The sequence below is a fragment of the Streptomyces sp. NPDC104313 genome (genome assembly GCF_055583985.1).
The window spans coordinates 48,509-74,336 of sequence record NZ_JBVJMW010000014.1 but is presented as its reverse complement, the minus strand read 5'-3'; the positions used below and the strand labels follow the sequence as shown (position 1 = coordinate 74,336).

Here is a 25,828-nt window from a genome sequence, read left to right as displayed (position 1 = left end):
GCAGTTCTGAGGCCAAACCCGCGCCGTCGGCGACATCCCCAGTCGACGGTCGTCGGTTCCAGCCCTCTCCAGGGCGGGGCCGGAAGCCGTTTCCATCGTTCCGAGAGGTTGTTCGTGTCGGCCAGCACATCCCGTACGCTCCCGCCGGAGATCGCCGAGTCCGAGTCTGTGATGGCGCTCATCGAGCGGGGAAAGGCTGATGGGCAGATCGCCGGCGATGACGTGCGTCGGGCCTTCGAGGCTGACCAGATTCCGCCAACCCAGTGGAAGAACGTTCTGCGCAGCCTCAACCAGATCCTCGAGGAAGAGGGTGTGACGCTGATGGTCAGTGCCGCGGAGTCGCCGAAGCGCGCCCGCAAGAGCGTCGCAGCGAAGAGCCCGGTCAAGCGCACCGCCACCAAGACCGTCACGGCGAAGACCACCGTGACCAGGACCGTCGCGGCCGCCGCAGCCCCGGCGGTCGAGAGTGCGGACGCGGTGGCCGACGACGCCGTCGCGGCCGCTCCCGCCAAGAAGACGGCAGCCAAGAAGACCACGGCCAAGAAGACGGCAGCCAAGAAGACGGCGGCCAAGAAGACCGCGGCGAAGAAGTCCGGCAAGGACGACGAGCTCCTCGACGGCGACGAGGCAGCCGAGGAAGTCAAGGCCGGCAAGGGCGAGGAAGAGGAGGGTGAAGGCGAGAACAAGGGCTTCGTCCTCTCCGACGACGACGAGGACGACGCGCCTGCACAGCAGGTCGCCGTCGCCGGCGCCACCGCCGACCCGGTCAAGGACTATCTGAAGCAGATCGGCAAGGTTCCCCTCCTCAACGCCGAGCAGGAGGTCGAGCTCGCCAAGCGCATCGAGGCCGGTCTCTTCGCCGAGGACAAGCTCGCGAACGCCGACAAGCTCGCGCCGAAGCTCAAGCGCGAGCTGGAGATCATCGCCGAGGACGGCCGGCGGGCCAAGAACCACCTCCTGGAGGCCAACCTCCGTCTGGTGGTCTCTCTGGCCAAGCGCTACACCGGTCGCGGCATGCTCTTCCTGGACCTGATCCAGGAGGGCAACCTCGGCCTGATCCGCGCGGTCGAGAAGTTCGACTACACCAAGGGCTACAAGTTCTCCACGTACGCCACCTGGTGGATCCGTCAGGCGATCACCCGCGCGATGGCCGACCAGGCCCGCACCATCCGTATCCCGGTGCACATGGTCGAGGTCATCAACAAGCTCGCGCGCGTGCAGCGCCAGATGCTCCAGGACCTGGGCCGCGAGCCCACCCCGGAGGAGCTGGCCAAGGAACTCGACATGACCCCCGAGAAGGTCATCGAGGTCCAGAAGTACGGTCGCGAGCCGATCTCCCTCCACACCCCGCTCGGTGAGGACGGCGACAGCGAGTTCGGTGACCTGATCGAGGACTCCGAGGCCGTCGTCCCGGCGGACGCGGTCAGCTTCACGCTCCTCCAGGAGCAGCTCCACTCCGTGCTCGACACGCTCTCCGAGCGTGAGGCCGGCGTGGTCTCTATGCGCTTCGGTCTCACCGACGGCCAGCCGAAGACGCTCGACGAGATCGGCAAGGTCTACGGCGTGACGCGTGAGCGCATCCGTCAGATCGAGTCGAAGACGATGTCGAAGCTTCGTCACCCGTCGCGCTCGCAGGTGCTGCGGGACTACCTCGACTAGATCGCGGAAAGCGACTGGGTCGCGGAAGATTCACCGGCCGAGGGCCCGGACCCCCCAGGGGATCCGGGCCCTCCGGCGTGTCCTCGGGTGCGGACGGTGACCGGCTGGATCACGCTGGGTGGACCGTTACCGCCTCAGCGTCAGGAGCCTCCATGCCCCGTTCCGTCGTCCGCGCCCTGACCGGGGTGCTCGCCCTGACCGCCGCCGCGACCGCGGTGCCCCTCGCCTCGCCCTCCGCGGCGAGCGCGGACAGCATCATCGTCGGCGGACAGCCCGCCCCGGTGGCGGACAGCCCCTGGGTCGTGGCGCTGTCGAGCCGGGACCGGTTCGGAGGGGCGCGCTCGGGACAGTTCTGCGGCGGCGTCGCCGTGGCGCCCACGAAGATCCTGACGGCCGCCCACTGTCTGAGTGACGAGGCGCTCGGTGGACCGGCGGAGCGGGTGAAGGACCTGCGAGTCATCGCCGGGCGGGAGCGGCTGAGTGACTCCGGCGGTCAGGAGATCCCGGTCCGGGGCATCTGGGTGAACCCCGCGTACGACCCCGCCTCCAACGCGGGCGACCTCGCGGTGCTGACCCTGTCCGTCGCGATGCCGAAGGGCAGCGTCATCCCGACCGCCAAGGGTGGGGACGCCGCCTACCGGGCCGGGACCGCGGCGGCCGTCTACGGGTGGGGCGACACGACGGGCAGCGGCGCGTACTCCTCCGTGCTGCGTTCCGCGCGGGTGCAGGTCCTGCCGGACAGTGACTGCGCGCGGGCCTACCCGGGCGGCCAGGAGGGCACGTACAGGGCCTCGGCGATGCTCTGTGCGGGCGATCCGGAGGGTGGCAGGGATGCGTGCCAGGGCGACAGCGGCGGGCCGCTGGTGGCCCACGGGCGGCTCATCGGCCTGGTGTCCTGGGGCAGCGGCTGCGGGCGCGCTGGCAGCCCCGGGGTGTACACACGGGTCTCCACCGCGCTGGAATGGGCCGAGGGCCGCCTCTGACCCGTGCCGGGGCCCGATGTCGGAGGTGAATCCCCTCGGCGTGTGCGTACGCGATCCTCGCGGCCGCTGACGAGAACGGGCGGCTCCCCCGATGGGGGAGCCGCCCGTCGGCCGGTCATGAACCGGCCCCTGGCTCGTCGTGGATGCGAGGTATCAGTGTTGTTCCTCGTCGGCAGCAGCCGTCTGCACGGCGGTGAGCCGATCCGTCTCATCCTGTATTTCCGCGGCGATCTTCTTGAGTTCCGGCTCGAACTTGCGCCCGTGGTGGGCGCAGAAGAGCAGTTCACCGCCGCTGATCAGGACGACGCGCAGATATGCCTGGGCGCCGCAACGGTCACAGCGGTCTGCTGCGGTCAGCGGGCTCGCGGGGGTCAGAACAGTAGTCACGTCGCCTCTTCTCTAGCTCGACGAGCTGTCGTACCAGGGTCAACATCCAACCAGGCCGAAAACGTTCCCGCTCGTGGCTTTTCTTCGAAACTTCTTCTCAGTGTGGCTGTCTGTTGCCGGTTGGCGGCGAATGTGCCGTATGCGGAGCGCTACGGTTTCGCATTGCTTGTCATAGGGGGTGGGTCCCGCCGGCCGGCTTGCCGGTTTGTTCTTGAGGACGTGCCCGGAGCCTAAATGGTTCATGCGCCGAAGGGAACGTGATGTGCACGTCACTCCAACGAATGATCGAACACCCATGCGAGCCTGGATGAAGCTCGACTAGCATGAGGATTCCCCGAGGGTGGCGTTACAACCGCTCTACCAGGCCTCTGTAGGCTCTCAGCGGCAACCGAAGGCCAGCCCTGTACCCACGGGGGCCCAGATGAAATTCAGCGAGGAGCGAACCGCGTGACCGCCGAAACGTCCGTGCCGTCCACCGCGATGCTGACCGGAGCAGGCGGCGACCGGGACAGCTCCAACTACACCGCGCGGCACCTTCTCGTCCTCGAAGGGCTCGAGGCGGTCCGCAAACGCCCCGGCATGTACATCGGGTCCACCGACAGCCGTGGCCTGATGCACTGTCTCTGGGAGATCATCGACAACTCCGTCGACGAAGCCCTCGGCGGTCACTGCGACCAGATCGAGGTCATCCTCCACGACGACGCCTCCGTCGAGGTCCGGGACAACGGCCGCGGTATCCCGGTCGACGTCGAGCCCAAGACGCGCCTTTCCGGCATCGAGGTCGTGATGACCAAGCTGCACGCCGGAGGCAAGTTCGGCGGCGGCTCCTACGCGGCGTCGGGCGGCCTGCACGGCGTCGGCGCCTCCGTGGTCAACGCCCTCTCCGCCCGCCTGGACGTCGAGGTCGACCGCAACAGCGCGACCCACTCCATCAGCTTCCGGCGCGGTGTCCCCGGCATGTTCACCGAGCAGGGGCCGGACAGCCCGTTCGACCCGGCCAACGGCCTGCGCAAGGGCAAGCGTGTTCCCAAGACCCGTACCGGTACCCGAGTGCGGTACTGGGCGGACCGCCAGATCTTCCTCAAGGACGCCAAGCTCAATCTGGAGACGCTCTACCAGCGTGCCCGCCAGACGGCCTTCCTCGTTCCCGGTCTCACGATCATCGTCCGCGACGAGCGGGGGCTGGACGGCGAGGGCAAGACGGAAGAGACGTTCCGCTTCGACGGCGGCATCAGCGAGTTCTGCGAGTACCTGGCCCAGGACAAGGCCGTCTGCGACGTTCAGCGCCTCAGCGGCACCGGCACCTTCAAGGAGACCGTGCCCGTCCTCGACGACCGCGGCCACATGACCGCCACCGAGGTCACCCGCGAGCTGGCGGTCGACATCGCCCTGCGCTGGGGCACCGGCTACGACACGACCGTACGGTCGTTCGTCAACATCATCGCCACCCCCAAGGGCGGTACCCACATCAGCGGGTTCGAGCGCTCCCTGACCAAGACGGTGAACGAGGCGCTGCGCTCCGCGAAGATGCTGCGGGTCGCCGAGGACGACGTCGTCAAGGACGACGCCCTCGAAGGGCTCACCGCCGTCGTCACCGTACGGCTCGCCGAGCCGCAGTTCGAGGGGCAGACCAAGGAGGTGCTCGGCACCTCCGCGGCCAACCGGATCGTGGCAGGCGTGGTCGCCAAGGAGCTCAAGGCCTTCCTGACCTCGACGAAGCGGGACGCCAAGGCCCAGGCCAGGTCGGTGCTGGAGAAGGCCGTGGCCGCCGCCCGCACCCGGATCGCCGCCCGCCAGCACAAGGACGCCCAGCGTCGCAAGACCGCGCTGGAGTCCTCCTCGCTGCCCGCCAAGCTCGCCGACTGCCGCAGCGACGACGTCGAGCGCAGCGAGCTGTTCATCGTCGAGGGCGACTCGGCGCTCGGGACGGCCAAGCTGGCCCGGAACAGCGAGTTCCAGGCGCTGCTGCCGATCCGCGGCAAGATCCTCAACGTACAGAAATCGTCTGTCTCGGACATGCTGAAGAACGCCGAGTGCGGCGCGATCATCCAGGTCATAGGAGCCGGGTCCGGGCGGACCTTCGACATCGACGCCGCGCGCTACGGGAAGATCGTCCTGCTGGTGGACGCCGACGTCGACGGCGCCCACATCCGCTGCCTGCTGCTGACCCTCTTCCAGCGCTACATGCGCCCGATGGTCGAGGCGGGGCGGGTCTTCGCCGCGGTTCCGCCGCTGCACCGGATCGAGCTCGTCCAGCCCAAGAAGGGCCAGGACAGGTACGTCTATACCTACTCCGACAGTGAGCTGCGCCAGACTCTCCTGGAGCTCCAGCGCAAGAACGTCCGGATCAAGGAATCGATCCAGCGCTACAAGGGCCTGGGCGAGATGGACGCCGACCAGCTCGCGGAGACGACGATGGACCCGCGCCACCGCACGTTGCGGCGCATCAACATCGGCGACCTGGACTCCTCCGAGCAGGTCTTCGACCTGCTGATGGGCAACGAGGTCGCGCCCCGCAAGGAGTTCATCACCAGCTCCGCCGCCACTCTGGACCGCTCGCGCATCGACGCCTGAGTCCGTACGTCCGCCCGGCCCCCGCTCCGGTACCACCGGTACCACCGGAGCGGGGGCCGCGTACGTCCCGCCGGGTTTCGCGCAGCCGTCCGGGACTTCTGTCACCTGAAGGGGTGGAGAATCTCGGCCAGTTCCTCACCACGTTCCTGCTCACCTGGGCGTATGTGCGGCATGTGCGGCTGCGCAGGGACCGGTCACGGCGCGGATGGAGGAGCGCCCGGTGCGTACCGCCGTCGGCACCTCGTCCGTCACCGTCCCCGTGCTCTGTCCGGTCGCCCAGATGGTCGGCGCGGGCAGCCCCACGTCCCTGTTCCCCGGCGTCGACCTCCAGCACTTTCCCCTGAGAACCCGGGCCTGGTCTCCATCCCGCTCGGCTTCCTGGCCGGCTGGGTCGGTACGGTCACCTCGCCCGAGCCGCCCGACGAGGCCAAGCACGCCGAGGCTGAGGTCCGGGCGCTGACGGGGGCCGGGGCGGCGTAGAGCGGGCTCCGGGGGAGGCTATGTCCGGCAGGACGCGGTACGGGCCCCTGGACGGCTCAGGCGGCCGCCCAGGCGTACCGGTGTTCCGGGCGGCCCGTCTCCCCGTAGCGCAGCGTCAGCCTGACCTTGCCGGTGCGCTCCAGCAGCTTCAGATAGCGCTGGGCCGTCTGGCGGCTCATCCCCGCGCTGTCCGCGATCTCCTGGGCGGAGAGCGGGCCGTCGGCTCCGCGCAGGGCCCCTCGGACGAGCTCGGCTGTGGTGGGGGAGTGGCCCTTGGGCAGGGCAGGCTCGTCCGCCGCCCACAGCGCGCCGAAGAGCCGGTCCACCTGTGCCTGCTCGGCCTCCCCGCCCCCGTCGAGCGCCTGCCGCAGCGCCGCGTACGCCTCCAGCTTCGAGCGCAGGCCCGCGTACGTGAACGGCTTCACCAGGTACTGGAGCGCGCCGTGCCGCATCGCGTCCTGCACGGTCGCGACGTCCCGGGCGGCCGTCACCATGATCACGTCGACCTGACGGCCGAGGCGGCGCAGTTCCCGTACGACGGCGAGGCCGTTGCTGTCGGGCAGGTAGTGGTCCAGCAGGATCAGGTCCACCGGGGCCTTCTCGACCGCCTCCAGCGCTGCGGCCGCCGAGTGGGCCTGGGCGACCACCCGGAAGCCGGGGACCTTGGCGACGTACGCCGCGTTGATCTGCGCCACCCGGATGTCGTCGTCCACGATCAGGACCTGGATCACGGCTGCCCTCCCGTCGAGGCCGGATAGGTGGGGGGCGGCGGACCGTCGGGGGAAGCGACGGGCTCGGCCGGTGCCCGCGGCCCGGGCTCGGCCAGCGCCTCCGGCAGCACGACCGTGAACACCGCCCCGCCTCCGTCCGCTCCGGACACTCTCACGCTGCCTCCCTGACGCTCCGCGAGCCTCCGTACGAGGGCGAGGCCGAGGCCGCGCTTGCCGTGCGCCGGGACCTCCTTGGTGGACCAGCCCTCCGTGAAGATCGACGCGTGTTGCTCCGGGGGAACGCCGGGCCCGCTGTCGCGCACCTCCAGGATCACCGTACGTCCCTCCGTGCACAGCCCGACCTCGATCCGCGCCCCCTCCGATCCGGCCGCGGCGTCCGTGGCGTTGTCGACGAGGTTGCCCATGACGGTGACCAGGCCCCGGGGATCGACCACCCGGTCCGGCAGCAGGGTGCCGGGGGCCAGCCGCAGCGATACGCCGCGCTCGGCGGCGACCGTCGCCTTGCCCACCAGAAGGGCGGCCAGCAGCGGGTCCTGGACCTTCTCGGTGACCTGTTCGGCCGTCGCCCGGTGTACGCCCACCACCTCTGTGACGAACTCCATCGCGTCCTCGTGCATCTCCAGCTCCAGCAGCCCGAGCAGCGTGTGCAGCCGGTTGGCGTGCTCGTGGTCCTGGGCGCGCAGGGCGTCGATCAGACCCGTGGTGGAGTCGAGCTCGCGGCCCAGGTTCTCCAGCTCGGTCCGGTCGCGCAGGGTCACCACGGCCCCGCCGTCGTCCGTGGGCATCCGGTTGGCCAGCAGCACCCGACTGCCCCGTACCGCCAGCAGGTCGTCGCCGACCACCCGCCCGGCCAGCACGTCCGCGGTCCTGCCGTCGCCCAGCACCTCCTCCAGCGTCCGGCCCGCCGCCTCCGGGCCCACGCCCAGCAGCCGTTGCGCCTCGTCGTTCAGCAGCCGGACGCGGCCGGCCCCGTCCAGGGCGACGACTCCTTCGCGGATGCCGTGCAGCATGGCCTCGCGCTCCGCCAGCAGCGCGGAGATATCGGAGAACGCCAGGTCATGGGTCTGCCGCTGCAGTCGGCGGGAGATCAGGTACGCGGCGAGCGCCCCGACGGCCAGAGCCCCGCCCGCGTACGCGAGCAGCCCCGGGATCGCTCCGAGGAGCCGGGCGCGGACGCTGTCGTAGGCGATGCCCACCGACACCGCGCCGACCACCTGGCCGGACGGGCCGAACAACGGCACCTTGCCCCGCGCCGAGCGGCCGAGGGTGCCGCTGTCGATCTCCATCACCTCGCGGCCGCGCAGCGCCTCGCCGGGGTCGGTGGAGACGATCGCGCCGATCCGATGGGTGTCGGGGTGCGACCAGCGCACCCCGCGCTGGTTCATGACGACGACGTACTCCGCTCCGGTCGCCCTCCTGACCCGCTCGGCGGCCGTCTGGACGGGACCCCGGACCGACGGGTCCGTGCTGCTCAGGTCCTTCACGATCCCCGGCTGGGCGGCGGTGCTCTGGGCGATGGCGAGGGCGCGGCGCATCGCCTGGTCGTCCAGCTGATCGCTGAGGGGGGCCAGGAACAGGCCGGTGACCAGGATGGTCACGCCGGTGATGATGGTCAGCTGCATCAGCAGGACCTGGGAGAAGACCCGCTGGGGCCAGCCGAACCGGCGCGGTCCCCTGCCGGGGGTCGGTGGGGCGTTCATCGTACGAACGGTAAGGGTCGGGCGGCCGAGGCGGAAATTCGGCCGCGTTTCGGGCTCCGTCGGGGCCTCCGCCGTACGCATCCCTTGATGCGCGGCGCTGCGACTGTGAGCGTTCCCGAGGAGTTCGCCATCAACGCGATGAGCTTGCATTTCTTGCACAAATCCTGCGCACATGATGCGACGACTTGCTCAAGTGGCCCATTCGCGCTACCCGGGTCACTGGTCCGGAGCCAGGGGGTGGTCCGGAGGCCGGGCAGTGGCTGCGGCGGTCGGGGTCCCGTGTACTGCCCGATGGGGCGGATGCGGAGCGGGCGCTCCCCCTACTCCTCCAGTGCGTGGGCGATCCAGCCCGCGGTGCGGGACACCGCGAACACGGTCTCGCCCGCGTCCGCCGGCATCCCCCGGGAGACGGACGGGGCCTCGGCCGGATTCCGCCCCGTGTACGACATCGGGACCGCGCGGCGGCGGGAGGACGCGCTCGCCGCCTGCGCGGCCGTTCCCACGATCCTCACCGCCCTCCACCGGCTGGGTCAGGGGCTCGAGCCGGTCGAGCCCCGCGCGGACCTGCCGCACGCCGTGAACTACCTGTACATGCTGACCGGGTCGGAGCCGGAGCACGCCAGGGCCGTCGAGCAGTACCTCATCTCGACCGTCGACCACGGCTTCAACGCCTCCACCTTCACCGCCCGGGTCGTCGCCTCCACCGGAGCCGACCTGGCCGCCTGCCTGGTAGCGGCCGTCGGCGCGCTCTCCGGACCGCTGCACGGTGGAGCCTCCAGCCGGGCCCTGGACACCCTGGACGCCATCGGCACCCCGGACCGCATCGATGGGTGGATCCGCGAACAGGCCCTCTCGGGCCGCCGCATCATGGGCTTCGGCCACCCCGTACACCGCACCGAGGACCCGCGCTCCCGGATGCTCAAGTCCCTCGCGCAGGGTTTCGGCGGACCGCTCGTCGACCTCGCCGTGGAGGTGGAACGCCAGGTCGAGGCCATCCTCGCCGAGCTCAAGCCGGGCCGGGCCGGGAACTGCACACCAATGTGGAGTTCTACGCCGGGGCGGTCATGGAGCTGCGCGGGCTGCCGCGCACGATGTTCACCCCCACCTGCTGTGCGGCTCGGGTGATCGGCTGGAGCGCCAATATCCTGGAGCAGGCGGAGGACTCGAAGATCATCCGCCTGACCGGCCCGCTACGCCGGCGCATCCCCGCCGCAGCCGGTTCCGGCACTCTGAACAACGTCCCCAGGAAGGCCCCCGTTGACCCCGCCCCGCACCCCGCAGATCCCGGTCGTCGTCCTGGCGGGCTTCCTCGGCTCCGGCAAGACCACGCTCCTGAACCATCTGCTCCGCAACCGCGAGGGCACCCGGATCGGCGTGATCGTCAACGACTTCGGGGCCATCGAGATCGACGCCATGACCGTTTCGGGGCAGGTCGGCTCGACGGTCTCGCTGGGCAACGGCTGCCTGTGCTGCGCCGTCGACGCGAGCGAACTCGACGTCTTCCTGGAGACGCTGACCCGGCCGTCCGCCCGGCTGGACGTGATCGTCATCGAGGCGAGCGGGCTGGCCGAACCCCAGGAGCTCGTCCGCATGCTGCTGGCCAGCGACAACCCGCACATCCTGTACGGGGGCCTCGTCGAGGTGGTCGACGCGGCGGAATTCGGCCACACGCGCCAGCGGCACCCCGAGATCGACCGCCATCTCGCCGTCGCCGACCTCGTCGTCCTGAACAAGACCGACCGGGTGGGGGAGGGGGAACAGGAGCGGCTGCGAGCGACGGTCGCGGAGCTGAGCGGCCCCGCCGCCGTGATCTCCGCCGTGCACGGCCGGATCGACCCCGAGCTCCTCTTCGACCCGGCCCTGCGGCCGGACCACGAGGACAAGGTCCGCCAGCTCACCTTCGAGGACCTGTTGCGGGAGGAGGCACCCGAGGGGCCCGACGGGCACGAGGGGCACGGCGATCACCTCCACGCCTCGTACGAGAGCGTCGACTTCACCTCGGACATCCCCATGGACCCACGCCGTTTCATGGAGTTCCTCGACTCCCGGCCCGACGGGCTCTACCGGATCAAGGGGTTCGCGGACTTCGGCGCGGGGGACCGGGACAACACGTACGCGCTGCACTCGGTGGGCCGCTTCCTGCGCTTCGTCCCCCGCCCGTGGGCGCGCGGCGAACAGCGGCTCACCCAGCTCGTCATGATCGGCGCGGGCATCGACGCCGAAGCGCTGCTGGCAGGACTCGCCGCCTGCCGCGCGGACGAGCCCGAGCTTGGGCACAGGCCCGAGCGTGGGGACGAGCCCGAGCCTGCGGACGCCGCTGACGTCGGGCGCGCCATGTGGGGCGTGCTCCGCTACGTACAGGAACAGGCTCCCGAACCGGAAGCCTTCGACGCACCGGAGACGGCCGACCCACGGGAAGCGGCCGCGGAGGCGTAACGCCCCGGGCCGCTCCCCGCCGTACGAGCAGGCGCCCCGCCTACAGCGGCGGTCCCGCGATCACGGCCACCGGCTCCAGCAGCGGTGTGCCCGAGCCGTCCCGCCTCGGGTCCGGCTCCGGCAGCTTTGCCGGGGTGCCGTTCTTCTGCCCGGCCCGTGCCGGAGTGGGGCCCGCCCACGCGAACACCAGGACGTCCTCGCCCTTCAGGAACCGCTGGCAGCGCACTCCGCCGGTCGCCCGGCCCTTGCGCGGATACTGGTCGAACGGGGTGAGCTTGGACGTCATCACCGAGTCGTCCAGCGTGCCGTGCGAGCCGGCCACCGTGAACACGATCGCCTCGGCCGCCGGGTCCACCGCAGTGAACGACAGCACCTCGGTTCCGGCCGCCAGCTTCACGCCCGCCATCCCTCCGGCGGGCCGGCCCTGCGGGCGCACCTGGGCCGCCGGGTAGCGGAGCAACTGGGCGTCGGAGGTGATGAACACCAGGTCCTCCTCGCCCGTGCGCAGCTCGGTCGCGCCCACGATGCGGTCACCGTCCTTGAGGGAGATGACCTCCAACTCGTCCTTGTTGGCCGGGTAATCCGGCACGACGCGTTTCACCACACCCTGAAGGGTGCCGATCGCGAGGCCCGGCGAGGACTCCTCCAGGGTGGTCAGGCAGATCAGCTCCTCGTCCGCCTCCAAACTGAGGAACTCGGAGATCTGCGCCCCGCCCGAGAGATTCGGCTCCGCGTGCGTGTCCGGCAGCCGCGGCAGGTCGATCACCGAGAGCCGCAGCATCCGGCCCGTGGAGGTCACCGCCCCGACGTCGCCGCGCGCCGTTGCCGCCACCGTCGACACGATCACGTCGTGCTTGGTCCGCCGGGCGTCCTCGGAGATCTCGACCGGCTCCGCGTTCGCCGTGCGGGCCAGCAGGCCCGTCGAGGAGAGCAGCACCCGGCACGGGTCGTCCGCCACCTCCAGCGGCACGGACGCGATCTGCGCGCCGGCCGACTCCAGCAGCACCGTGCGCCGGTCCGTGCCGAACTTCTTGGCCACGGCGGCCAGCTCCGAGGAGACCAGCTTGCGCAGCTCCGCGTCCGACTCCAGGATCGCGGTCAGCGCGTCGATCTCGCCGGTGAGCCTGTCCCGCTCGCTCTCCAGCTCGACCCGGTCGAAACGGGTGAGCCGGCGCAGCGGGGTGTCCAGGATGTACTGCGTCTGGATCTCGCTCAGCGAGAAGTGCGCCATCAGGCGCTCCTTCGCCTGCGCGGAGTTGTCGCTGTCCCGGATGATCCGGATGACCTCGTCGATGTCGAGCAGGGCGACGATCAGGCCCTCGACCAGGTGCAGCCGGTCGCGGCGCTTGGTGCGGCGGAACTCGCTGCGCCGGCGGACCACCTCGAAGCGGTGGTCCAGATAGACCTCCAGCAGCTCCTTGAGGCCGAGGGTGAGCGGCTGGCCGTCGACCAGCGCCACGTTGTTGATGCCGAAGGACTCCTCCATCGGCGTCAGCTTGTAGAGCTGCTCCAGCACCGCCTCCGGCACGAAGCCGTTCTTCACCTCGATGACCAGACGCAGTCCGTGCGTCCGGTCGGTGAGGTCCTTGACGTCGGCGATGCCCTGGAGCCTCTTCGCCGAGACCAGGTCCTTGATCTTGGCGATCACCTTCTCCGGGCCGACGGTGAAGGGCAGTTCGGTGACGACGAGGCCCTTGCGGCGGGCCGTCACGTCCTCAACGGCCACGGTGGCGCGGATCTTGAACGTGCCGCGGCCCGCCGTGTACGCGTCCTTGATGCCGCCCAGCCCGACGATGCGGCCGCCGGTGGGCAGGTCGGGTCCCGGGACGAAGCGCATCAGCGTCTCGATGTCGGCGCCCGGGTGCTTGATCAGGTGCCGGGCGGCGGCGATGACCTCGCCCAGGTTGTGCGGAGGCATGTTGGTGGCCATGCCCACGGCGATCCCGGACACCCCGTTGACCAGGAGATTGGGGTAGGCGGCGGGGAGGACGACCGGCTCGCGCTCCTGGCCGTCGTAGTTCGACTGGAAATCGACGGTGTCCTCGTCGATCGCCTCGGTCATCAATGACGTGGCGTCGGCCATCCGGCACTCGGTGTACCGCATGGCGGCCGGCGGGTCGTCGTTGCCGAGTGAGCCGAAGTTGCCGTGGCCGTCGACCAGGGGAAGGCGCATCGAGAACGGCTGCGCCATGCGCACCAGGGCGTCGTAGATCGATGCGTCGCCGTGCGGGTGCAGCTTGCCCATCACCTCGCCGACGACGCGGGCGCACTTCACATAGCCGCGGTCGGGGCGCAGCCCCATCTCGTTCATCTGGGACACGATGCGGCGGTGCACCGGCTTCATGCCGTCGCGGGCGTCGGGCAGGGCCCTGGAGTAGATCACCGAGTACGCGTACTCGAGGAAGGAGCCCTGCATTTCGTCGACGACGTCGATGTCGAGGATCTTCTCCTCGAAGTCGTCCGGCGGCGGCGGGGTCTTCGTGCTACGGCGGGCCATCGCGGCTGCGACTCCTTCACAGATTCTGTTCGGACAACCTGAGCTTGTTCGGTACAACACGAGCTACTGACGCGGTCCATTGTGGACCGCCGGACTGACAACGCCGACCTCGACCCGTCCGAAGCGGGCCGAGGGGGCGTCCGCGACACCATCGACGGAAACATCCACGGAACGGGAACTTCGCCAGGTGCCGGTGCGCTTGCTTAGAGTGGCAGGTCTGGCAGGAAGTCCAGTATCGCGATCGAAGGGACGTACATGCCCATGGGTCACACGGCCACCGCACAGGCCGGCTCCGGCGGCTTGACAGCGACCGAGCACCGCTTGGCCAACGGCCTGCGTGTGGTGCTCTCCGAGGACCATCTGACCCCGGTCGCCGCGGTCTGCCTCTGGTACGACGTCGGCTCGCGCCACGAGGTCAAGGGACGCACCGGTCTGGCTCACCTCTTCGAGCACCTGATGTTCCAGGGCTCGGGCCAGGTCAAGGGGAACGGTCACTTCGAGCTCGTCCAGGGGGCCGGCGGCTCGCTCAACGGGACGACCAGCTTCGAGCGGACCAATTACTTCGAGACCATGCCCACCCACCAGGTGGAGCTGGCGCTCTGGCTGGAAGCCGACCGGATGGGTTCCCTCCTCGCCGCGCTCGACGAGGAGTCCATGGAGAACCAGCGCGACGTCGTCAAGAACGAACGCCGCCAGCGTTACGACAACGTGCCCTACGGCACCGCGTTCGAGAAGCTGACCGCCCTCTCCTACCCCGAGGGCCACCCGTACCACCACACCCCGATCGGCTCCATGGCCGACCTGGACGCGGCCACGCTGGAGGACGCCCGCACGTTCTTCCGTACGTACTACGCGCCCAACAACGCGGTGATCTCGGTGGTCGGCGACATCGACCCCGAGCAGACCCTCGCCTGGATCGAGAAGTACTTCGGCTCCATCCCCTCCCACGACGGCAAGCAGCCGCCGCGTGACGGGACACTCCCCGAGACCATCGGCGAGCAGCTGCGCGAAGTGGTCCACGAGGAGGTCCCGGCGCGCGCCCTGATGGCCGCCTACCGCCTTCCCCACGACGGCACCCGCGCCAGTGACGCCGCCGACCTGGCGCTCACCGTGCTGGGCGGCGGCGAGTCCTCCCGGCTGCACAACCGCCTGGTCCGCCGCGACCGTACGGCGGTGGCGGCCGGTTTCGGGCTGCTGCGGCTCGCCGGCGCGCCCTCGCTGGGCTGGCTGGATGTGAAGACGTCCGGCGGTGTCGAGGTGGAGACGATCGAGGCCGCGGTCGACGAGGAGCTCGCCCGGTTCGCCGCCGAGGGGCCCACTCCCGAGGAGATGGAGCGGGCCCAGGCGCAGTTGGAGCGGGAGTGGCTGGACCGGCTCGGCACGGTCGCCGGTCGCGCCGACGAACTGTGCCGGTACGCGGTCCTGTTCGGTGACCCGCAGCTCGCCCTGAGCGCCGTGGGCCGCGTCCTGGACGTCACCGCGGAGGAGGTGCGCGCGGCTGCCGAGGCGGCCCTGCGCCCCGACAACCGGGCGGTGCTGGTGTACGAGCCCATCGAGCCGGCCGACGAGGTCGATGAGTCCGATGAGGGCGCGGCCGGCCCCGAGAGCACCGACGCGCACGAGGGGGCGGACAAGTGAGCGACGCCGTCGTGACTGGAGTAGCCATGGAGTACCACCCGCAACCCACGCCCGGCACGGCCCGCCCCTGGGCCTTCCCGGCGCCCGAGCGCGGCGCCCTGCCCAACGGGCTGACCGTGCTGCGCTGCCACCGCCCCGGCCAGCAGGTCGTCGCGGTGGAGATCTTCCTGGACGCGCCGTTGGAGGCCGAGCCCGAGGGTCTGGACGGCGTGGCCACGATCATGTCGCGAGCGCTCTCCGAGGGCACCGACAAGCACAGCGCCGAGGAGTTCGCCGCCGAGCTGGAGCGCTGCGGCGCCACGCTCGACGCGCACGCCGACCACCCCGGCGTCCGGGTCTCCCTGGAGGTCCCGGCCTCCCGGCTGGCCAAGGCCCTCGGGCTGGTCGCCGAGGCGCTGCGGGCCCCCGCCTTCGACGGGAGCGAGATCGAGCGCCTTGTCGGCAACCGCCTCGACGAGATCCCGCACGAGCAGGCCAACCCGTCCCGGCGCGCCGCCAAGCAGCTCTCCAAGGAGCTGTTCCCGGCCACCGCCCGGATGTCCCGCCCGCGCCTGGGCACCGAGGAGACGGTCCGGCGGATCGACGAGAGGGCCGTGCGCGCCTTCTTCGACGCCCACGTCCGTCCGTCCACCGCGACGGCCGTGATCGTCGGCGACCTGACCGGCATCGATCTGGACGCGCTGCTGGCGGAGACCCTCGGCGACTGGTCGGGCAATGCCGGCCGGACCCGCCCGGTGCCGCCCATCACCGCGAACGACGCGGGTCGCGTGGTCATCGTGGACCGCCCCGGCGCGGTCCAGACCCAGCTGCTGATCGGCCGTATCGGCGCCGACCGGCACGAGCGCGTGTGGCCCGCCCAGGTGCTCGGCACGTACTGCCTGGGAGGCACCCTCACCTCCCGGCTGGACCGGGTGCTGCGCGAGGAGAAGGGCTACACCTACGGGGTGCGCGCCTTCGCCCAGGTGCTGCGCTCCAGCGGCCCCGACTCGGGCGGCGCGGCCATGCTCGCGATCAGCGGCTCGGTGGACACGGAGTCCACCGGCCCGGCGCTGGACGACCTCTGGAAGGTCCTGCGGACGCTGGCCGCCGAGGGGCTGACCGACGCCGAACGCGAGACGGCCGTGCAGAACCTGGTGGGCGTCGCCCCGCTGAAGTTCGAGACCGCCGCCTCCGTCGCCAGCACCCTGGCCGACCAGGTCGAGCAGCACCTCCCCGACGACTACCAGGCCCACCTCTACGCCCGGCTCGCCGAGACCGGCACCGTGGAGGCAACCGCAGCCGTGGTCAACGCCTTCCCGGTGGACCGCCTCGTCACGGTCCTCGTGGGGGACGCGGCGCGGATCGAGGAGCCCGTGAAGGCGCTCGGTATCGGAGAGGTGTCCGTCGTCACCGGCTGACGCATCCGCGGCACACGCTGCCGCGAACAGGACCCCGACGGATGAAAGTTCGTCGGGGTTCTCCTTTTTGCCCGATTAATTCATTACATCCCTTTTGGTGGAGAGGTTGGCTGTCCGTCCTGTGGGATGTGCGACAAATCCCCTTGTCCGTTTGGTGATGGGAAGTCCCCCCGCCTAGCGTCGGCTCGGCTGTCCGCCACCCGTATGCCGCAGCCGCGGCGCCGGGCAGTCATCGCCGAGTCCCCGTCAGGCGCGAGCCCGGGGAGCCGGGGACCCACGCAGTCCCTGGGGTGAATCGGAGACCCGTACCGCGAAGCCGGCACGGGGATCCGTAGGAGACCTTCCTGCTCCGAACCCGTCAGCTAACCCGGTAGGCGAGAAGGAAGGAAAGGATCAGCCCCTCCATGGCGTTCACCCGTGCCACCGGGAAGCACCGTGCCCCGAGCCGCCTCACGCGCCGGAGCGCCCAGGCCGTCGGCATCGCGGCTCTGGCCACCACCGGAGTCCTCTGCTCGCCGGCCTCCCCGGCCCTCGCCGCGGACACCGAGGGCGCCGGGACCGCTGACACCGGCCTCACCCAGGCCGTCGCCCTCGACGCCACCCTCGCCGACGAGATCGACGCGCAGGCCGACGTCCAGCAGCGGCAGGCCGACGCGATCGCGAAGGCGAAGGCAGAGGCCGCCGCGGAAGCCCGTGCGAAGGCGGCCGAGGCCAAGGCGAAAGCGGAGGCCCAGCGCGAGGTCGAGGCCCGCGCCAAGGAGGTCCGCGAGGAGAAGGCCCGAGCCGCCCGCGCCGCCGAGCGCGCCCGACGAGACGCCTCCCACCTCCCGGTCGCCGGCTCCCACGTCACCACCGGCTACCGGAGCGGCGGTTCGCTCTGGTCCTCCGGCAGCCACTCCGGCGTCGACTTCATGGCCTCCTCCGGCAGCTCCGTCGTCGCGGTCGGCGCCGGCACGGTCGTCGAGGCCGGCTGGGGCGGCGCGTACGGCAACAACATCGTGCTCCGGATGGCGGACGGCACGTACACCCAGTACGGCCACCTCTCCTCGATCGGCGTCTCCGTCGGCCAGGGCGTCTCTTCCGGCCAGCAGCTCGGCCTCTCCGGCTCCACCGGCAACTCCACCGGCCCGCACCTGCACTTCGAGGCCCGCACCACCCCCGAGTACGGCTCCGACATGGACCCCGTCGGCTACCTGCGCTCCCACGGACTGGACGTCTGACCCGCCCCACGCGACTCCGCCCGAAGGCCCCGGTACCCGCCGGGGCCTTCGGCGATTCCGGCCCGAAGAGATCCATGGATTCCGGTCCGCCATCGGAAATTCCGACAGATTGCAATAGAGTCACGGAACAGGCGTCGGGCGGCCGCGTTTTCGCGGGGATCAAGGCGGAGGTTCGGGGTATGCGCATTCCCGCGCATTCGGTATGCACGGCGATCCGTGGCGACATCGTCTCCGGTGCCCACGAGCGCGGCAGCCGCCTCACCGAGGAGTTGCTGGCCCGCCGCTACGGAGTCTCCCGCGTCCCGGTCCGCAAGTCCCTGCGCACGCTGGAGTCCGAGGGCTTCGTGGTCACCCGCAGACACGCGGGCGCCTGGGTCGCCGAGCCCACCGCGCAGGAGGCGGCCGACCTCCTGGAGATGCGGATGCTCCTGGAGCCGCTGGGCGCGGCCCGCGCCGCCCAGCGCCGCACCCAAGCCCACCTGAAGGTGCTCCGGGGTCTGGTCGGGCTGGGCCAGGAGCGGGCCCGCCGGGGCGAGGGCGAGGATCTGCGCTCGCTGGCCGGCTGGTTCCACGAGACCCTCGCCCAGGCCTCCGGCAGCCCCGGACTCATCGCGCTGCTCACCCAGCTCCGCCACAAGATCGCCTGGATGTACGCGGTCGAACAGCCGGCCCGCCCGGACGACTCCTGGGCCGAGCGCGGCGCGATCGTGGACGCCGTGGCGCGCGGCGACGCGGATCGGGCGAGGCTGCTGACCGCCCTGCACGCGGAACGCGCCACCGGGGCCCACCGGCTGCGCCGCCCGGATCCGCCGGGGCGGCGCACCGCGCCGGCTCCCCGTGTGAGCACTTCGCAACGTGACGTGAACATCGCGGGCGTCCGCTATTAACAGAACAGCCGTATACGCAGAGAAGTGATTTCGGAACACGGAGAAGTAATCGCCGGGCGCTATCTGTGCTGCCCGAATTGTCGCTGCGCGGCTCTTTCCGGAAAGCGAAAGAGCCGCGCTCCCTCAAAGGGTTCACGGCTCTCGCGCCTGTCGAATCCGGCCGGGCCGGGTCGCGTGGGTCAGACGGTCTCGGGAAGTTCTTCCAGGCCCTCGGCGACCAGCTTCGCGAGCCGGTCCAGAGCGGCCTCGGCGTCGTCCCCGTCCGACGCGAGCACGATCTCCTCGCCGCCCTGCGCGCCCAGGCCGAGCACGGCGAGCATGGAGGCGGCGTTCACCGGGTTGCCGTCGGCCTTGGCGATCGTCACGGGGACGCCGGAAGCCGTGGCGGCACGGACGAAGATGGAAGCGGGGCGGGCGTGCAGGCCCTCGGCCCAACCGACGTTTACGCGGCGCTCAGCCATGGTTCAGCCCTTCACATATCAATGGTTGTCTAGACCAGTCTCTCATGCAGTGCGTGGTGCTGTGCCCGGCCTCCTGTCCGGATCCCGTACTCCGGCGGCTCCGGTCCGGGCCGCCTCCGACCGCCCGGGCGCCGATCTCTCCGCGACCGGGGTCCCCGCCGTAGGCTTTGCCCATGGAGCCCACGCCCGAGCCGAGTCCGCATCACGCGTACCCCGACCACTGGGAAGCGGACGTGGTGCTCCGCGACGGTGGCACCGCGCGCATCAGGCCGATCACCACGGACGACGCCGAGCGACTGGTCAGCTTCTACGAGCAGGTGTCCGACGAGTCGAAGTACTACCGGTTCTTCGCCCCGTATCCGCGCCTATCCGACCGGGACGTGCACCGCTTCACCCATCACGACTACGTCGACCGGGTGGGACTGGCCGTCACGATCGGCGGCGAGTTCATCGGAACGGTCCGCTACGACCGCATCAACGACGAGGGCCGCCCCGCCTCCGCCCCCGCCGACGAGGCCGAGGTGGCCTTCCTCGTCCAGGACGCCCACCAGGGGCGCGGCGTCGCCTCGGCGCTGCTCGAACACATCGCCGCCGTCGCCCGGGAGCGCGGCATCCGGCGCTTCGCCGCCGAGGTGCTCCCCGCCAACAACAAGATGATCAAGGTGTTCCGGGACGGCGGCTACACCCAGCGCCGCAGCTTCGAGGACGGCTCCGTCCACCTCACCCTCGACCTCGAACCCACCGCGAAGTCCCTCGCCGTCCAGCGCGGCCGCGAACAGCGCGCCGAGGCCCGCTCGGTGCAGCGCCTGCTCGCCCCCGGCTCCGTCGCGGTCATCGGCACCGGACGCACCCCCGGAGGAGTGGGCCGCACCGTCCTGCGCAACCTCCTCGCCTCCGGCTACACCGGCCGCACGTACGCGGTGAACCATGCCTTCGACGAGGGCCCGGCCACCCTCGACGGCGTCCCCGCCCACCGTTCGCTCGGCGAGATCGACGAGCGGGTCGACCTCGCGGTCATCGCCGTCCCCGCCCACCGGGTCCCCGAGGCCGTCGCCGACTGCGGGGAGCACGGCGTCCAGGGGCTGGTCGTCCTCTCCGCCGGATACGCCGAGCGGGGCGCCGAGGGCCGCGGACTCCAGCGCGAGCTGGTCCGCCAGGCCCGCTCGTACGGCATGCGGATCATCGGCCCCAACGCCTTCGGCATCATCAACACCGCCGAGTCCGTCCGGCTGAACGCCTCGCTTGCCCCCGAGTCGCCCGCCCGCGGCCGGATCGGCCTGTTCACCCAGTCGGGCGCGATCGGCATCGCCCTGCTCTCCGGCCTCCACCGGCGCGGGGCGGGCCTGTCCTCGTTCATCTCGGCGGGCAACCGGGCCGACGTCTCCGGCAACGACTTCCTCCAGTACTCCTTCGAGGACCCGGACACCGATGTCGCCCTGCTCTACCTCGAATCGCTGGGCAACCCCCGCAAGTTCACCCGCCTCGCCCGCCGCACCGCCGCCGTGAAGCCCGTCGTCGTGGTGAAGGGCGCCCGGCACAGTGGCTCCACCCCACCCGGCCACGCCGTCCCGGTCAGCCGTATCCCCGACGCCACGGTCTCCGCGCTGATGCGCCAGGCCGGCGTCATCCGGGTCGACACCGTGACCGAGATGGTCGACGCCGGACTCCTGCTGGCGGGCCAGCCGCTCCCGGCCGGCCCCCGGGTCGCGATCCTCGGCAATTCCGAGTCGCTGGGCCTCCTGACGTACGACGCCTGTCTGGCCGAGGGACTGCGCCCGCGCCCGCCGATCGACCTCACCACCGCCGCCTCCCCGCAGGACTTCCGGGACGCGTTGGCCGAGGCGCTGGCGGACGGGACCTGCGACGCCGTGGTCGTCACCGCCATCCCATGGGTGGGGGAGAACGGCGAGGCCGAGACCGGTGACGGCCAAGTGCTGGCCACCGCCCTGCACAAGGCCGTGGCCGGGGGCTCGGCCAAGCCGGTGGCCGTCGTCCACGTCGAGATCGGCGGCCTCGCCGAGGCGCTGGCCGCCGCGTCCAGCACCGCCGCGCCACGCCCCCGCACGGTGACGCCCGCCGCCCGGACCCCGGCGGACACCACCTCCTCGACCGCCCCGGCCCCGAGCACCGCTCCAGCCACTCCCGCCGCCCCCGACGTGAGCGCCGCCCCCGCCCCGGGCCCCGGCACGCCCGCCGCTCCGGAGGCGAGCCCGACCCCGGAAACCGCCACGGGCCCCGGCCCCGGCCGTATCCCCGCCTACCCCGCCGCCGAACGCGCCGTGCGGGCCCTCGCCGAGGCCGTGAAGTATGCCCAATGGCGCCGCCAAGCGGCCGTGCCGGGCAAGATCCCCGAGTTCCTCGACGACACCATCGACGAGTCCGGGGCCGCCGCTCTGATCGAGGCACAGCTCGCCACCGCCCCCGACCCGCGTGGCCGCCCGCTCACCCACGACGAGGCCCGCGAACTGCTCGGCCGCTACGGCATCGCCGTCCGTCCCACCCTGCCCGCCCCGGACCCCGAGGCGGCCGTCGCGGCGGCGGCCCGGCTCGGCTACCCGGTCGCCCTCAAGACCACCGCGCCCCATCTGCGTCACCGCGCCGATCTCGGCGGGGTGCGCCTCGACATCGCCGACGAGGAGGCGCTGCGCCGGGCGTACGGAGAGCTGACCGATCTCCTCGGCAAGCCCGCCGAACTGCTCCCCGTCGTCCAGGCGATGGCCCCGCGCGGCGTGGACACCGTCGTGCGGGCCTCCATCGACGCGGCAGCCGGGGCCGTCCTCTCCTTCGGCCTCGCGGGCGCGCCCTCCGAACTGCTCGGCGATACCGCGCACCGGCTGGTCCCCGCCACCGACCGCGACGCCGCCGAACTCATCCGGTCCATCAGGGCGGCCCCGGTGCTGTTCGGCTGGCGGGGTTCGGCCCCGGTCGACACGGCCGCGCTCGAAGAGCTGCTGCTGCGGCTGTCCCGGCTGGTCGACGACCACCCCGAGGTGGTCTCCGTCGCCCTCGAACCGGTCGTCGTCGCCCCGCACGGACTGACCGTGCTCGGCGCGAGCGTCCGGCTCGCCCCGCCGCCCGCCCGGAGCGACCTCGGCCCCCGCCGCCTTCCGAACTACTGAACCACCGGTGCCCACCGGGGCGTCCCCGGCAGCCACCGGTCCGCCGTAGGATGGTTCCCATGGCAAAGACCGGTACGACGACCCAGGGGCTGCGCGCGGCGATCGAGCGCAGCGGCTACTACCCGGCCCTCGTGGCCGAGGCGGTGGAGGCCGCCGTCGGCGGGGAACCGGTCGCTTCGTACCTGGTGCACCAGGAGACCACGTTCGACTCCAACGAGGTGCGCCGTCATGTGACGGTCCTCGTCCTGACCGAGCACCGGTTCATCGTCAGCCACACCGACGAGCAGGCCGCCGACACCAGCTCCCCGACGCCGTACGCCACCACCTCCACCGAGTCGGTGAAGCTGGGGCGGATCTCCTCCGTCGTGGTCAGCCGCGTCGTGGCCAACCCGGAGAAGTACGTCCCGGGCACGCTGCCCCGCGAGGTCGTCCTGACCATCGGCTGGGGTGCGGTCTCCCGGATCGATCTGGAGCCCGCCGCCTGCGGCGACGCCAACTGCGAGGCCGACCACGGCTACACCGGCAGCTCCACCGCCGACGACCTGAGCCTGCGGGTCAGCGAGGCCGGTGACGGCCTCGACGCCGTGCGCCAGACCCTCGCCTTCGCCCAGTCGCTCTCCGAGGCCACGGCCGCCACCGCGGTGACCGGCCGCTGATGGCCCAGCCCGCCTGGCAGGACCCCGTCCTGCTGCCCCTCGACACCGCGCCCGTGCCCGAGTACGGCAGCGGCTCGCTCGCCGACCTGCTGCCGACGCTCGCCGCCGGACAGGAAGTGCCCGGCTTCACCGCCGCGATCCCCGAGCTGGCCCCGGCCGACCGCAACTGCGTCTTCCTGATCGACGGCCTCGGCTGGGAGCAGATCAAGGCCCACCCGGACGAGGCACCCTTCCTGTACTCCCTTCTCCCCACCTCGCGCGGCGGCACCGGCCGCCCGCTCACCGCGGGCTTCCCCTCCACCACCGCCACCTCGCTCGCCTCGGTCGGCACGGGGCTGCCGCCCGGTGAGCACGGCCTCGCCGGCTACACCGCGCGCAACCCGGAGACCGGCGAGCTGATGAACCAGCTCCGCTGGAAGCCGTGGACCGCGCCGAAGGTCTGGCAGCCCTACCCCACGGTCTTCCAACGCGCCGACGCCGCGGGCGTGCACACCGCCCAGGTCTCCGCGCCGACGTTCGAGCAGACCCCCCTCACCAAGGTCGCGCTCAGCGGCGGCTCCTTCCTCGGCCGGCTCTCCGGCGAGGACCGGATGGACGTCGCCGCCCAGCGCCTGGCCGCCGGCGACCGCTCGCTCGTCTACACGTACTACAGCGAGGTCGACGGCAAGGGCCACCGCTTCGGCACCGACTCCGACGCCTGGCGCGGCCAGCTGATGTACGTCGACGGGCTCGCCCGACGCCTCGCCGAGCAGCTCCCGCCGCGCTCGGCGCTCTACATCACCGCCGACCACGGCATGATCGACATCCCGTTCGACGAGCAGTCCCGGATCGACTTCGACGAGGACTGGGAGCTGCGCGCCGGCGTCGCCCTCCTCGGCGGCGAGGGACGCGCCCGTCACGTCTACGCGGTGCCGGGCGCCCAGGCCGACGTCCTGACCGTCTGGCGCGAGGTGCTCGGTGAACAGTTCTGGGTCGCGAGCCGGGACGAGGCCATCGCGGCCGGATGGTTCGGGCCGACGATCGACGAGCGGGTGTACGGACGGATCGGCGACGTGGTCGCCGCCGCCCACGACGACGTGATCATCACGGCCTCCGTGCGTGAGCCGCACGAGTCGGCGATGGCGGGCGTGCACGGCTCCCTGACCCCCGTGGAACAGCTCGTCCCCCTCCTCGAAGTACGCTCGTAACCTCTCCCACCGCGCCCACCCCCCTCCGAAAGGTGCTCGACCCCTCATGCCCGAGCTGGTGTTCTTCTCCGGAACCATGGACTGCGGAAAGAGCACGCTGGCCCTGCAGATCGGTCACAACCGTTCGGCACGCGGGCTCCAGGGCGTGATCTTCACCCGGGACGACCGTGCGGGGGAGGGCAAGCTCTCCTCCCGGCTCGGTCTGGTGACGGACGCCGTCGAGGCAGAGGAGGGCATGGACCTGTACGCGCACATCGTCGACCGGGTCAGCCGGGGCGGCCGGGTCGACTACGTGATCGTGGACGAGGCGCAGTTCCTCGCACCGGAGCAGATCGACCAACTGGCCCGCGTCGTCGACGACCTGGGGCTCGACGTCTTCGCCTTCGGCATCACCACGGACTTCCGGACCAAGCTGTTCCCGGGCTCCCAGCGGCTGATCGAGCTGGCCGACCGGATAGAGGCCCTCCAGGTCGAGGCGCTCTGCTGGTGTGGCGCCCGCGCCACGCACAACGCCCGCACCGTGGACGGCGAGATGGTCGTCGAGGGCGCCCAGGTCGTCGTCGGCGACGTCAACCGGCAGGCGGGCGAGGTCGGTTACGAGGTGCTGTGCCGCCGTCACCACAGCCGCCGCACGACCGCGGGCACCGCCCGCGCGGGCATCCTCTCCCCGGACGTCCTGCCGGTCGCCTCCGACGTCTGAGGGCTCCCGTAGTCCCTGGTTGATCAGCGCCCGGCGTCAGGTGCGGTGCGTCGCAAGGCGGAGGGGCGTTCGCATCCTGGATGTATTCGGGCGTTCCGGCAACGCGGCGAGGTGCCGTAGCGGTCGTCGTGCGCCCGCCAGGGATCACGGGACAGCCCTCAGCCTCCCGCGGACCTGCCCCCGGCGGCGGACCGGATGACCGTGAACACGGCGCCCTCCGGGTCCGCGACCGTCGCCAGCCGGCCGCTCGACCCTTCGCGCGGCGGTTGCAGGACGCGCCCGCCCAGCTCCACCACCCGGGCCGCGGCCCGGTCGGTGTCGGCGACCTCGAAGTACGTCATCCAGTGCGGCCCCCGGTCGCGCGGCAGCGCGTGGCCGACCCCGTGCAGCGCCGCCACCGGTACGTCGTCCAGGTGCAGGGTCTGGTAGTCGAAGTCGGCGGAGACGACCGCCTCCGTCTCGTAACCGAAGACCGTCTGGTAGAACTTCGCGACCATCGATGTCTCCCGGGTCACCAGTTCGTTCCAGACAGGGGTGCCGGGCACGCCCGCTGTCATCGTGCCGATGTGCTCCGAGCCCTGCCAGATGCCGAAGACCGCCCCGCTCGGGTCCGAGGCGATGGCGAGCCGTCCAGCCTCGCCCGCGTCCAGCGGTCCGACCGCGACCGTCCCGCCGCAGGAACGGATGGCCTCCGCGGTGGCGTCGGCGTCGTCCGTGGCGAGGTAGGTGGTCCAGGCGACCGGAAGATGACGGTCGGGCAGCTGGCCGATGCCCGCGACCTCCTGCCCGTGCAGCAGCCCGCGGACGTAGGGGCCCAGTTGTTCGGGACCCGGCCGGAACTCCCAGTCGAACAGGGCCCCGTAGAACTCCTGGGTCGTGGTCAGGCCGTGCACGATCAGACTCACCCAGCAAGGTGTTCCGGGCGTGCGCCGGGCGTGGGCCTCGGTCATCGTCTTCTCTCCTCGGACCGTTGTGGTGGCCGTGCGGGGGACGGGACAGGTACGCCGTCCCGGGTCGGGAAGCGGTCCGCGTGTCCCGTGCAGATGCTCGCACCCCCCGGCGTGGGAGACGACCGGCCGCGCCGCGTCGTACGGGTTCTCGACGAAGGACGGCCGG

The 25,828-nt window shown here is 71.4% G+C and carries 18 protein-coding genes, 4 pseudogenes and 1 riboswitch; of the genes and pseudogenes, 15 read left to right on the top strand and 7 right to left on the bottom strand.

The genetic code is table 11. The features are described 5' to 3' along the window. The first annotated feature begins 114 nt into the window (after positions 1-114). Both ACZ60Q_RS28140 and ACZ60Q_RS28135 read left to right on the top strand, forming a co-directional pair. Positions 115-1,659, top strand: coding sequence for an RNA polymerase sigma factor (locus tag ACZ60Q_RS28140; RefSeq protein WP_469640110.1), 1,545 nt, complete (start codon positions 115-117; stop codon positions 1,657-1,659). Between the two features lie 152 nt (positions 1,660-1,811). Continuing rightward, positions 1,812-2,642 (top strand): S1 family peptidase, encoded by an 831-nt coding sequence (locus ACZ60Q_RS28135; RefSeq protein ID WP_469640108.1) that lies wholly within the window; start codon positions 1,812-1,814, stop codon positions 2,640-2,642. 153 nt (positions 2,643-2,795) lie between these two features. On the opposite strand, the gene ACZ60Q_RS28130 is transcribed toward ACZ60Q_RS28135, so the two are convergent. Then, positions 2,796-3,029 carry a DUF7455 domain-containing protein gene (locus ACZ60Q_RS28130; protein WP_018957087.1) on the bottom strand — a complete coding sequence of 78 codons (234 nt, stop codon included), beginning with the start codon at positions 3,027-3,029 and terminating at the stop codon, positions 2,796-2,798. Between the two features lie 447 nt (positions 3,030-3,476). Here ACZ60Q_RS28130 and ACZ60Q_RS28125 point away from each other — a divergent pair, with 447 nt between their 5' ends. The 3 genes and pseudogenes from ACZ60Q_RS28125 to ACZ60Q_RS28115 all read left to right on the top strand — a co-directional run. Further along, entirely contained in the window at positions 3,477-5,603 is a 2,127-nt protein-coding gene (locus ACZ60Q_RS28125; protein WP_469640106.1) for a DNA gyrase/topoisomerase IV subunit B, read from the top strand. Between the two features lie 113 nt (positions 5,604-5,716). Further along, a pseudogene (locus ACZ60Q_RS28120) lies at positions 5,717-5,800 on the top strand (DUF485 domain-containing protein); the annotation flags it as partial. A 92-nt stretch (positions 5,801-5,892) separates the two neighbouring features. Beyond that, a pseudogene (locus ACZ60Q_RS28115) lies at positions 5,893-6,083 on the top strand (cation acetate symporter); the annotation flags it as partial. A gap of 56 nt (positions 6,084-6,139) precedes the next feature. Here ACZ60Q_RS28115 and ACZ60Q_RS28110 read toward each other — a convergent pair. The 3 genes and pseudogenes from ACZ60Q_RS28110 to ACZ60Q_RS28100 all read right to left on the bottom strand — a co-directional run. Next, positions 6,140-6,814 carry a response regulator gene (locus ACZ60Q_RS28110; protein ID WP_469640105.1) on the bottom strand — a complete coding sequence of 225 codons (675 nt, stop codon included), beginning with the start codon at positions 6,812-6,814 and terminating at the stop codon, positions 6,140-6,142. Next, positions 6,811-8,514, bottom strand: coding sequence for an ATP-binding protein (locus ACZ60Q_RS28105; protein ID WP_469640103.1), 1,704 nt, complete (start codon positions 8,512-8,514; stop codon positions 6,811-6,813). Before ACZ60Q_RS28105 ends, ACZ60Q_RS28110 begins: the two co-directional genes overlap by 4 nt. Positions 8,515-8,765: 251 nt before the next feature. Then, positions 8,766-8,927, bottom strand: a pseudogene (locus ACZ60Q_RS28100) (citrate/2-methylcitrate synthase); the annotation flags it as partial. A gap of 1 nt (position 8,928) precedes the next feature. On the opposite strand from ACZ60Q_RS28100, the pseudogene ACZ60Q_RS28095 reads away from it, so the two are divergent. Then, a pseudogene (locus tag ACZ60Q_RS28095) lies at positions 8,929-9,747 on the top strand (citrate/2-methylcitrate synthase); the annotation flags it as partial. Positions 9,748-9,771: 24 nt separating this feature from the next. Then, entirely contained in the window at positions 9,772-10,950 is a 1,179-nt protein-coding gene (locus ACZ60Q_RS28090; protein ID WP_469640101.1) for a CobW family GTP-binding protein, read from the top strand. A gap of 40 nt (positions 10,951-10,990) precedes the next feature. Here ACZ60Q_RS28090 and ACZ60Q_RS28085 read toward each other — a convergent pair whose 3' ends face one another. Continuing rightward, on the bottom strand, positions 10,991-13,447 hold the full coding sequence (locus ACZ60Q_RS28085; RefSeq protein ID WP_469640099.1) for a DNA gyrase/topoisomerase IV subunit A: 2,457 nt from the start codon (positions 13,445-13,447) through the stop codon (positions 10,991-10,993). A 261-nt stretch (positions 13,448-13,708) separates the two neighbouring features. Between ACZ60Q_RS28085 and ACZ60Q_RS28080 the strand changes: the two genes are divergently transcribed. The 4 genes from ACZ60Q_RS28080 (at position 13,709) to ACZ60Q_RS28065 (ending at position 18,589) form a co-directional block, all read left to right on the top strand. Beyond that, positions 13,709-15,085, top strand: a complete 1,377-nt coding sequence (locus ACZ60Q_RS28080) for a M16 family metallopeptidase (RefSeq protein ID WP_469640258.1) — start codon at positions 13,709-13,711, stop codon at positions 15,083-15,085. Between the two features lie 26 nt (positions 15,086-15,111). Then, positions 15,112-16,482: a M16 family metallopeptidase gene (locus ACZ60Q_RS28075; protein WP_469640256.1), complete on the top strand. Its 1,371-nt coding sequence runs from the start codon at positions 15,112-15,114 to the stop codon at positions 16,480-16,482. Between the two features lie 223 nt (positions 16,483-16,705). Continuing rightward, positions 16,706-16,873, top strand: a riboswitch (cyclic di-AMP (ydaO/yuaA leader). 13 nt (positions 16,874-16,886) lie between these two features. After that, the gene (locus ACZ60Q_RS28070; protein WP_469640097.1) at positions 16,887-17,702 is read left to right on the top strand and encodes a M23 family metallopeptidase; all 816 of its coding nucleotides are present in this window, start codon (positions 16,887-16,889) and stop codon (positions 17,700-17,702) included. A gap of 179 nt (positions 17,703-17,881) precedes the next feature. Beyond that, positions 17,882-18,589, top strand: coding sequence for a GntR family transcriptional regulator (locus ACZ60Q_RS28065; RefSeq protein ID WP_469640096.1), 708 nt, complete (start codon positions 17,882-17,884; stop codon positions 18,587-18,589). Between the two features lie 179 nt (positions 18,590-18,768). Here ACZ60Q_RS28065 and ACZ60Q_RS28060 read toward each other — a convergent pair whose 3' ends face one another. Further along, entirely contained in the window at positions 18,769-19,050 is a 282-nt protein-coding gene (locus ACZ60Q_RS28060; RefSeq protein WP_469640094.1) for an HPr family phosphocarrier protein, read from the bottom strand. Between the two features lie 173 nt (positions 19,051-19,223). Between ACZ60Q_RS28060 and ACZ60Q_RS28055 the strand changes: the two genes are divergently transcribed. The 4 genes from ACZ60Q_RS28055 to ACZ60Q_RS28040 are packed head-to-tail and all read left to right on the top strand — an operon-like array spanning position 19,224 to position 24,712. Beyond that, entirely contained in the window at positions 19,224-22,169 is a 2,946-nt protein-coding gene (locus ACZ60Q_RS28055; RefSeq protein ID WP_469640092.1) for a bifunctional acetate--CoA ligase family protein/GNAT family N-acetyltransferase, read from the top strand. Positions 22,170-22,228: 59 nt separating this feature from the next. Further along, positions 22,229-22,825 (top strand): DUF5998 family protein, encoded by a 597-nt coding sequence (locus ACZ60Q_RS28050; RefSeq protein ID WP_469640091.1) that lies wholly within the window; start codon positions 22,229-22,231, stop codon positions 22,823-22,825. Further along, positions 22,825-24,012, top strand: a complete 1,188-nt coding sequence (locus ACZ60Q_RS28045; RefSeq protein WP_469640089.1) for an alkaline phosphatase family protein — start codon at positions 22,825-22,827, stop codon at positions 24,010-24,012. Before ACZ60Q_RS28050 ends, ACZ60Q_RS28045 begins: the two co-directional genes overlap by 1 nt. 46 nt (positions 24,013-24,058) lie before the next feature. Next, positions 24,059-24,712 (top strand): thymidine kinase, encoded by a 654-nt coding sequence (locus ACZ60Q_RS28040; protein WP_469640087.1) that lies wholly within the window; start codon positions 24,059-24,061, stop codon positions 24,710-24,712. A 158-nt stretch (positions 24,713-24,870) separates the two neighbouring features. Here the strand turns inward: ACZ60Q_RS28040 and ACZ60Q_RS28035 are convergent, their stop codons facing one another. Next, positions 24,871-25,662, bottom strand: a complete 792-nt coding sequence (locus ACZ60Q_RS28035) for a VOC family protein (protein ID WP_469640085.1) — start codon at positions 25,660-25,662, stop codon at positions 24,871-24,873. Between the last annotated feature and the right edge of the window lie 166 nt (positions 25,663-25,828).

What these genes read in the sequence shown, in the direction of transcription:
- ACZ60Q_RS28080 (WP_469640258.1), top strand. Translation starts at nt 13,709, where the DNA reads ATGGGTCACACGGCCACCGCACAGGCCGGCTCCGGCGGCTTGACAGCG.
- ACZ60Q_RS28075 (WP_469640256.1), top strand. Translation starts at nt 15,112, where the DNA reads ATGGAGTACCACCCGCAACCCACGCCCGGCACGGCCCGCCCCTGGGCC.
- ACZ60Q_RS28085 (WP_469640099.1), bottom strand. Translation starts at nt 13,447, where the DNA reads ATGGCCCGCCGTAGCACGAAGACCCCGCCGCCGCCGGACGACTTCGAG.
- ACZ60Q_RS28070 (WP_469640097.1), top strand. Translation starts at nt 16,887, where the DNA reads ATGGCGTTCACCCGTGCCACCGGGAAGCACCGTGCCCCGAGCCGCCTC.
- ACZ60Q_RS28035 (WP_469640085.1), bottom strand. Translation starts at nt 25,662, where the DNA reads ATGACCGAGGCCCACGCCCGGCGCACGCCCGGAACACCTTGCTGGGTG.
- ACZ60Q_RS28040 (WP_469640087.1), top strand. Translation starts at nt 24,059, where the DNA reads ATGCCCGAGCTGGTGTTCTTCTCCGGAACCATGGACTGCGGAAAGAGC.
- ACZ60Q_RS28060 (WP_469640094.1), bottom strand. Translation starts at nt 19,050, where the DNA reads ATGGCTGAGCGCCGCGTAAACGTCGGTTGGGCCGAGGGCCTGCACGCC.
- ACZ60Q_RS28105 (WP_469640103.1), bottom strand. Translation starts at nt 8,514, where the DNA reads ATGAACGCCCCACCGACCCCCGGCAGGGGACCGCGCCGGTTCGGCTGG.
- ACZ60Q_RS28135 (WP_469640108.1), top strand. Translation starts at nt 1,812, where the DNA reads ATGCCCCGTTCCGTCGTCCGCGCCCTGACCGGGGTGCTCGCCCTGACC.
- ACZ60Q_RS28055 (WP_469640092.1), top strand. Translation starts at nt 19,224, where the DNA reads ATGGAGCCCACGCCCGAGCCGAGTCCGCATCACGCGTACCCCGACCAC.
- ACZ60Q_RS28065 (WP_469640096.1), top strand. Translation starts at nt 17,882, where the DNA reads ATGCGCATTCCCGCGCATTCGGTATGCACGGCGATCCGTGGCGACATC.
- ACZ60Q_RS28050 (WP_469640091.1), top strand. Translation starts at nt 22,229, where the DNA reads ATGGCAAAGACCGGTACGACGACCCAGGGGCTGCGCGCGGCGATCGAG.
- ACZ60Q_RS28045 (WP_469640089.1), top strand. Translation starts at nt 22,825, where the DNA reads ATGGCCCAGCCCGCCTGGCAGGACCCCGTCCTGCTGCCCCTCGACACC.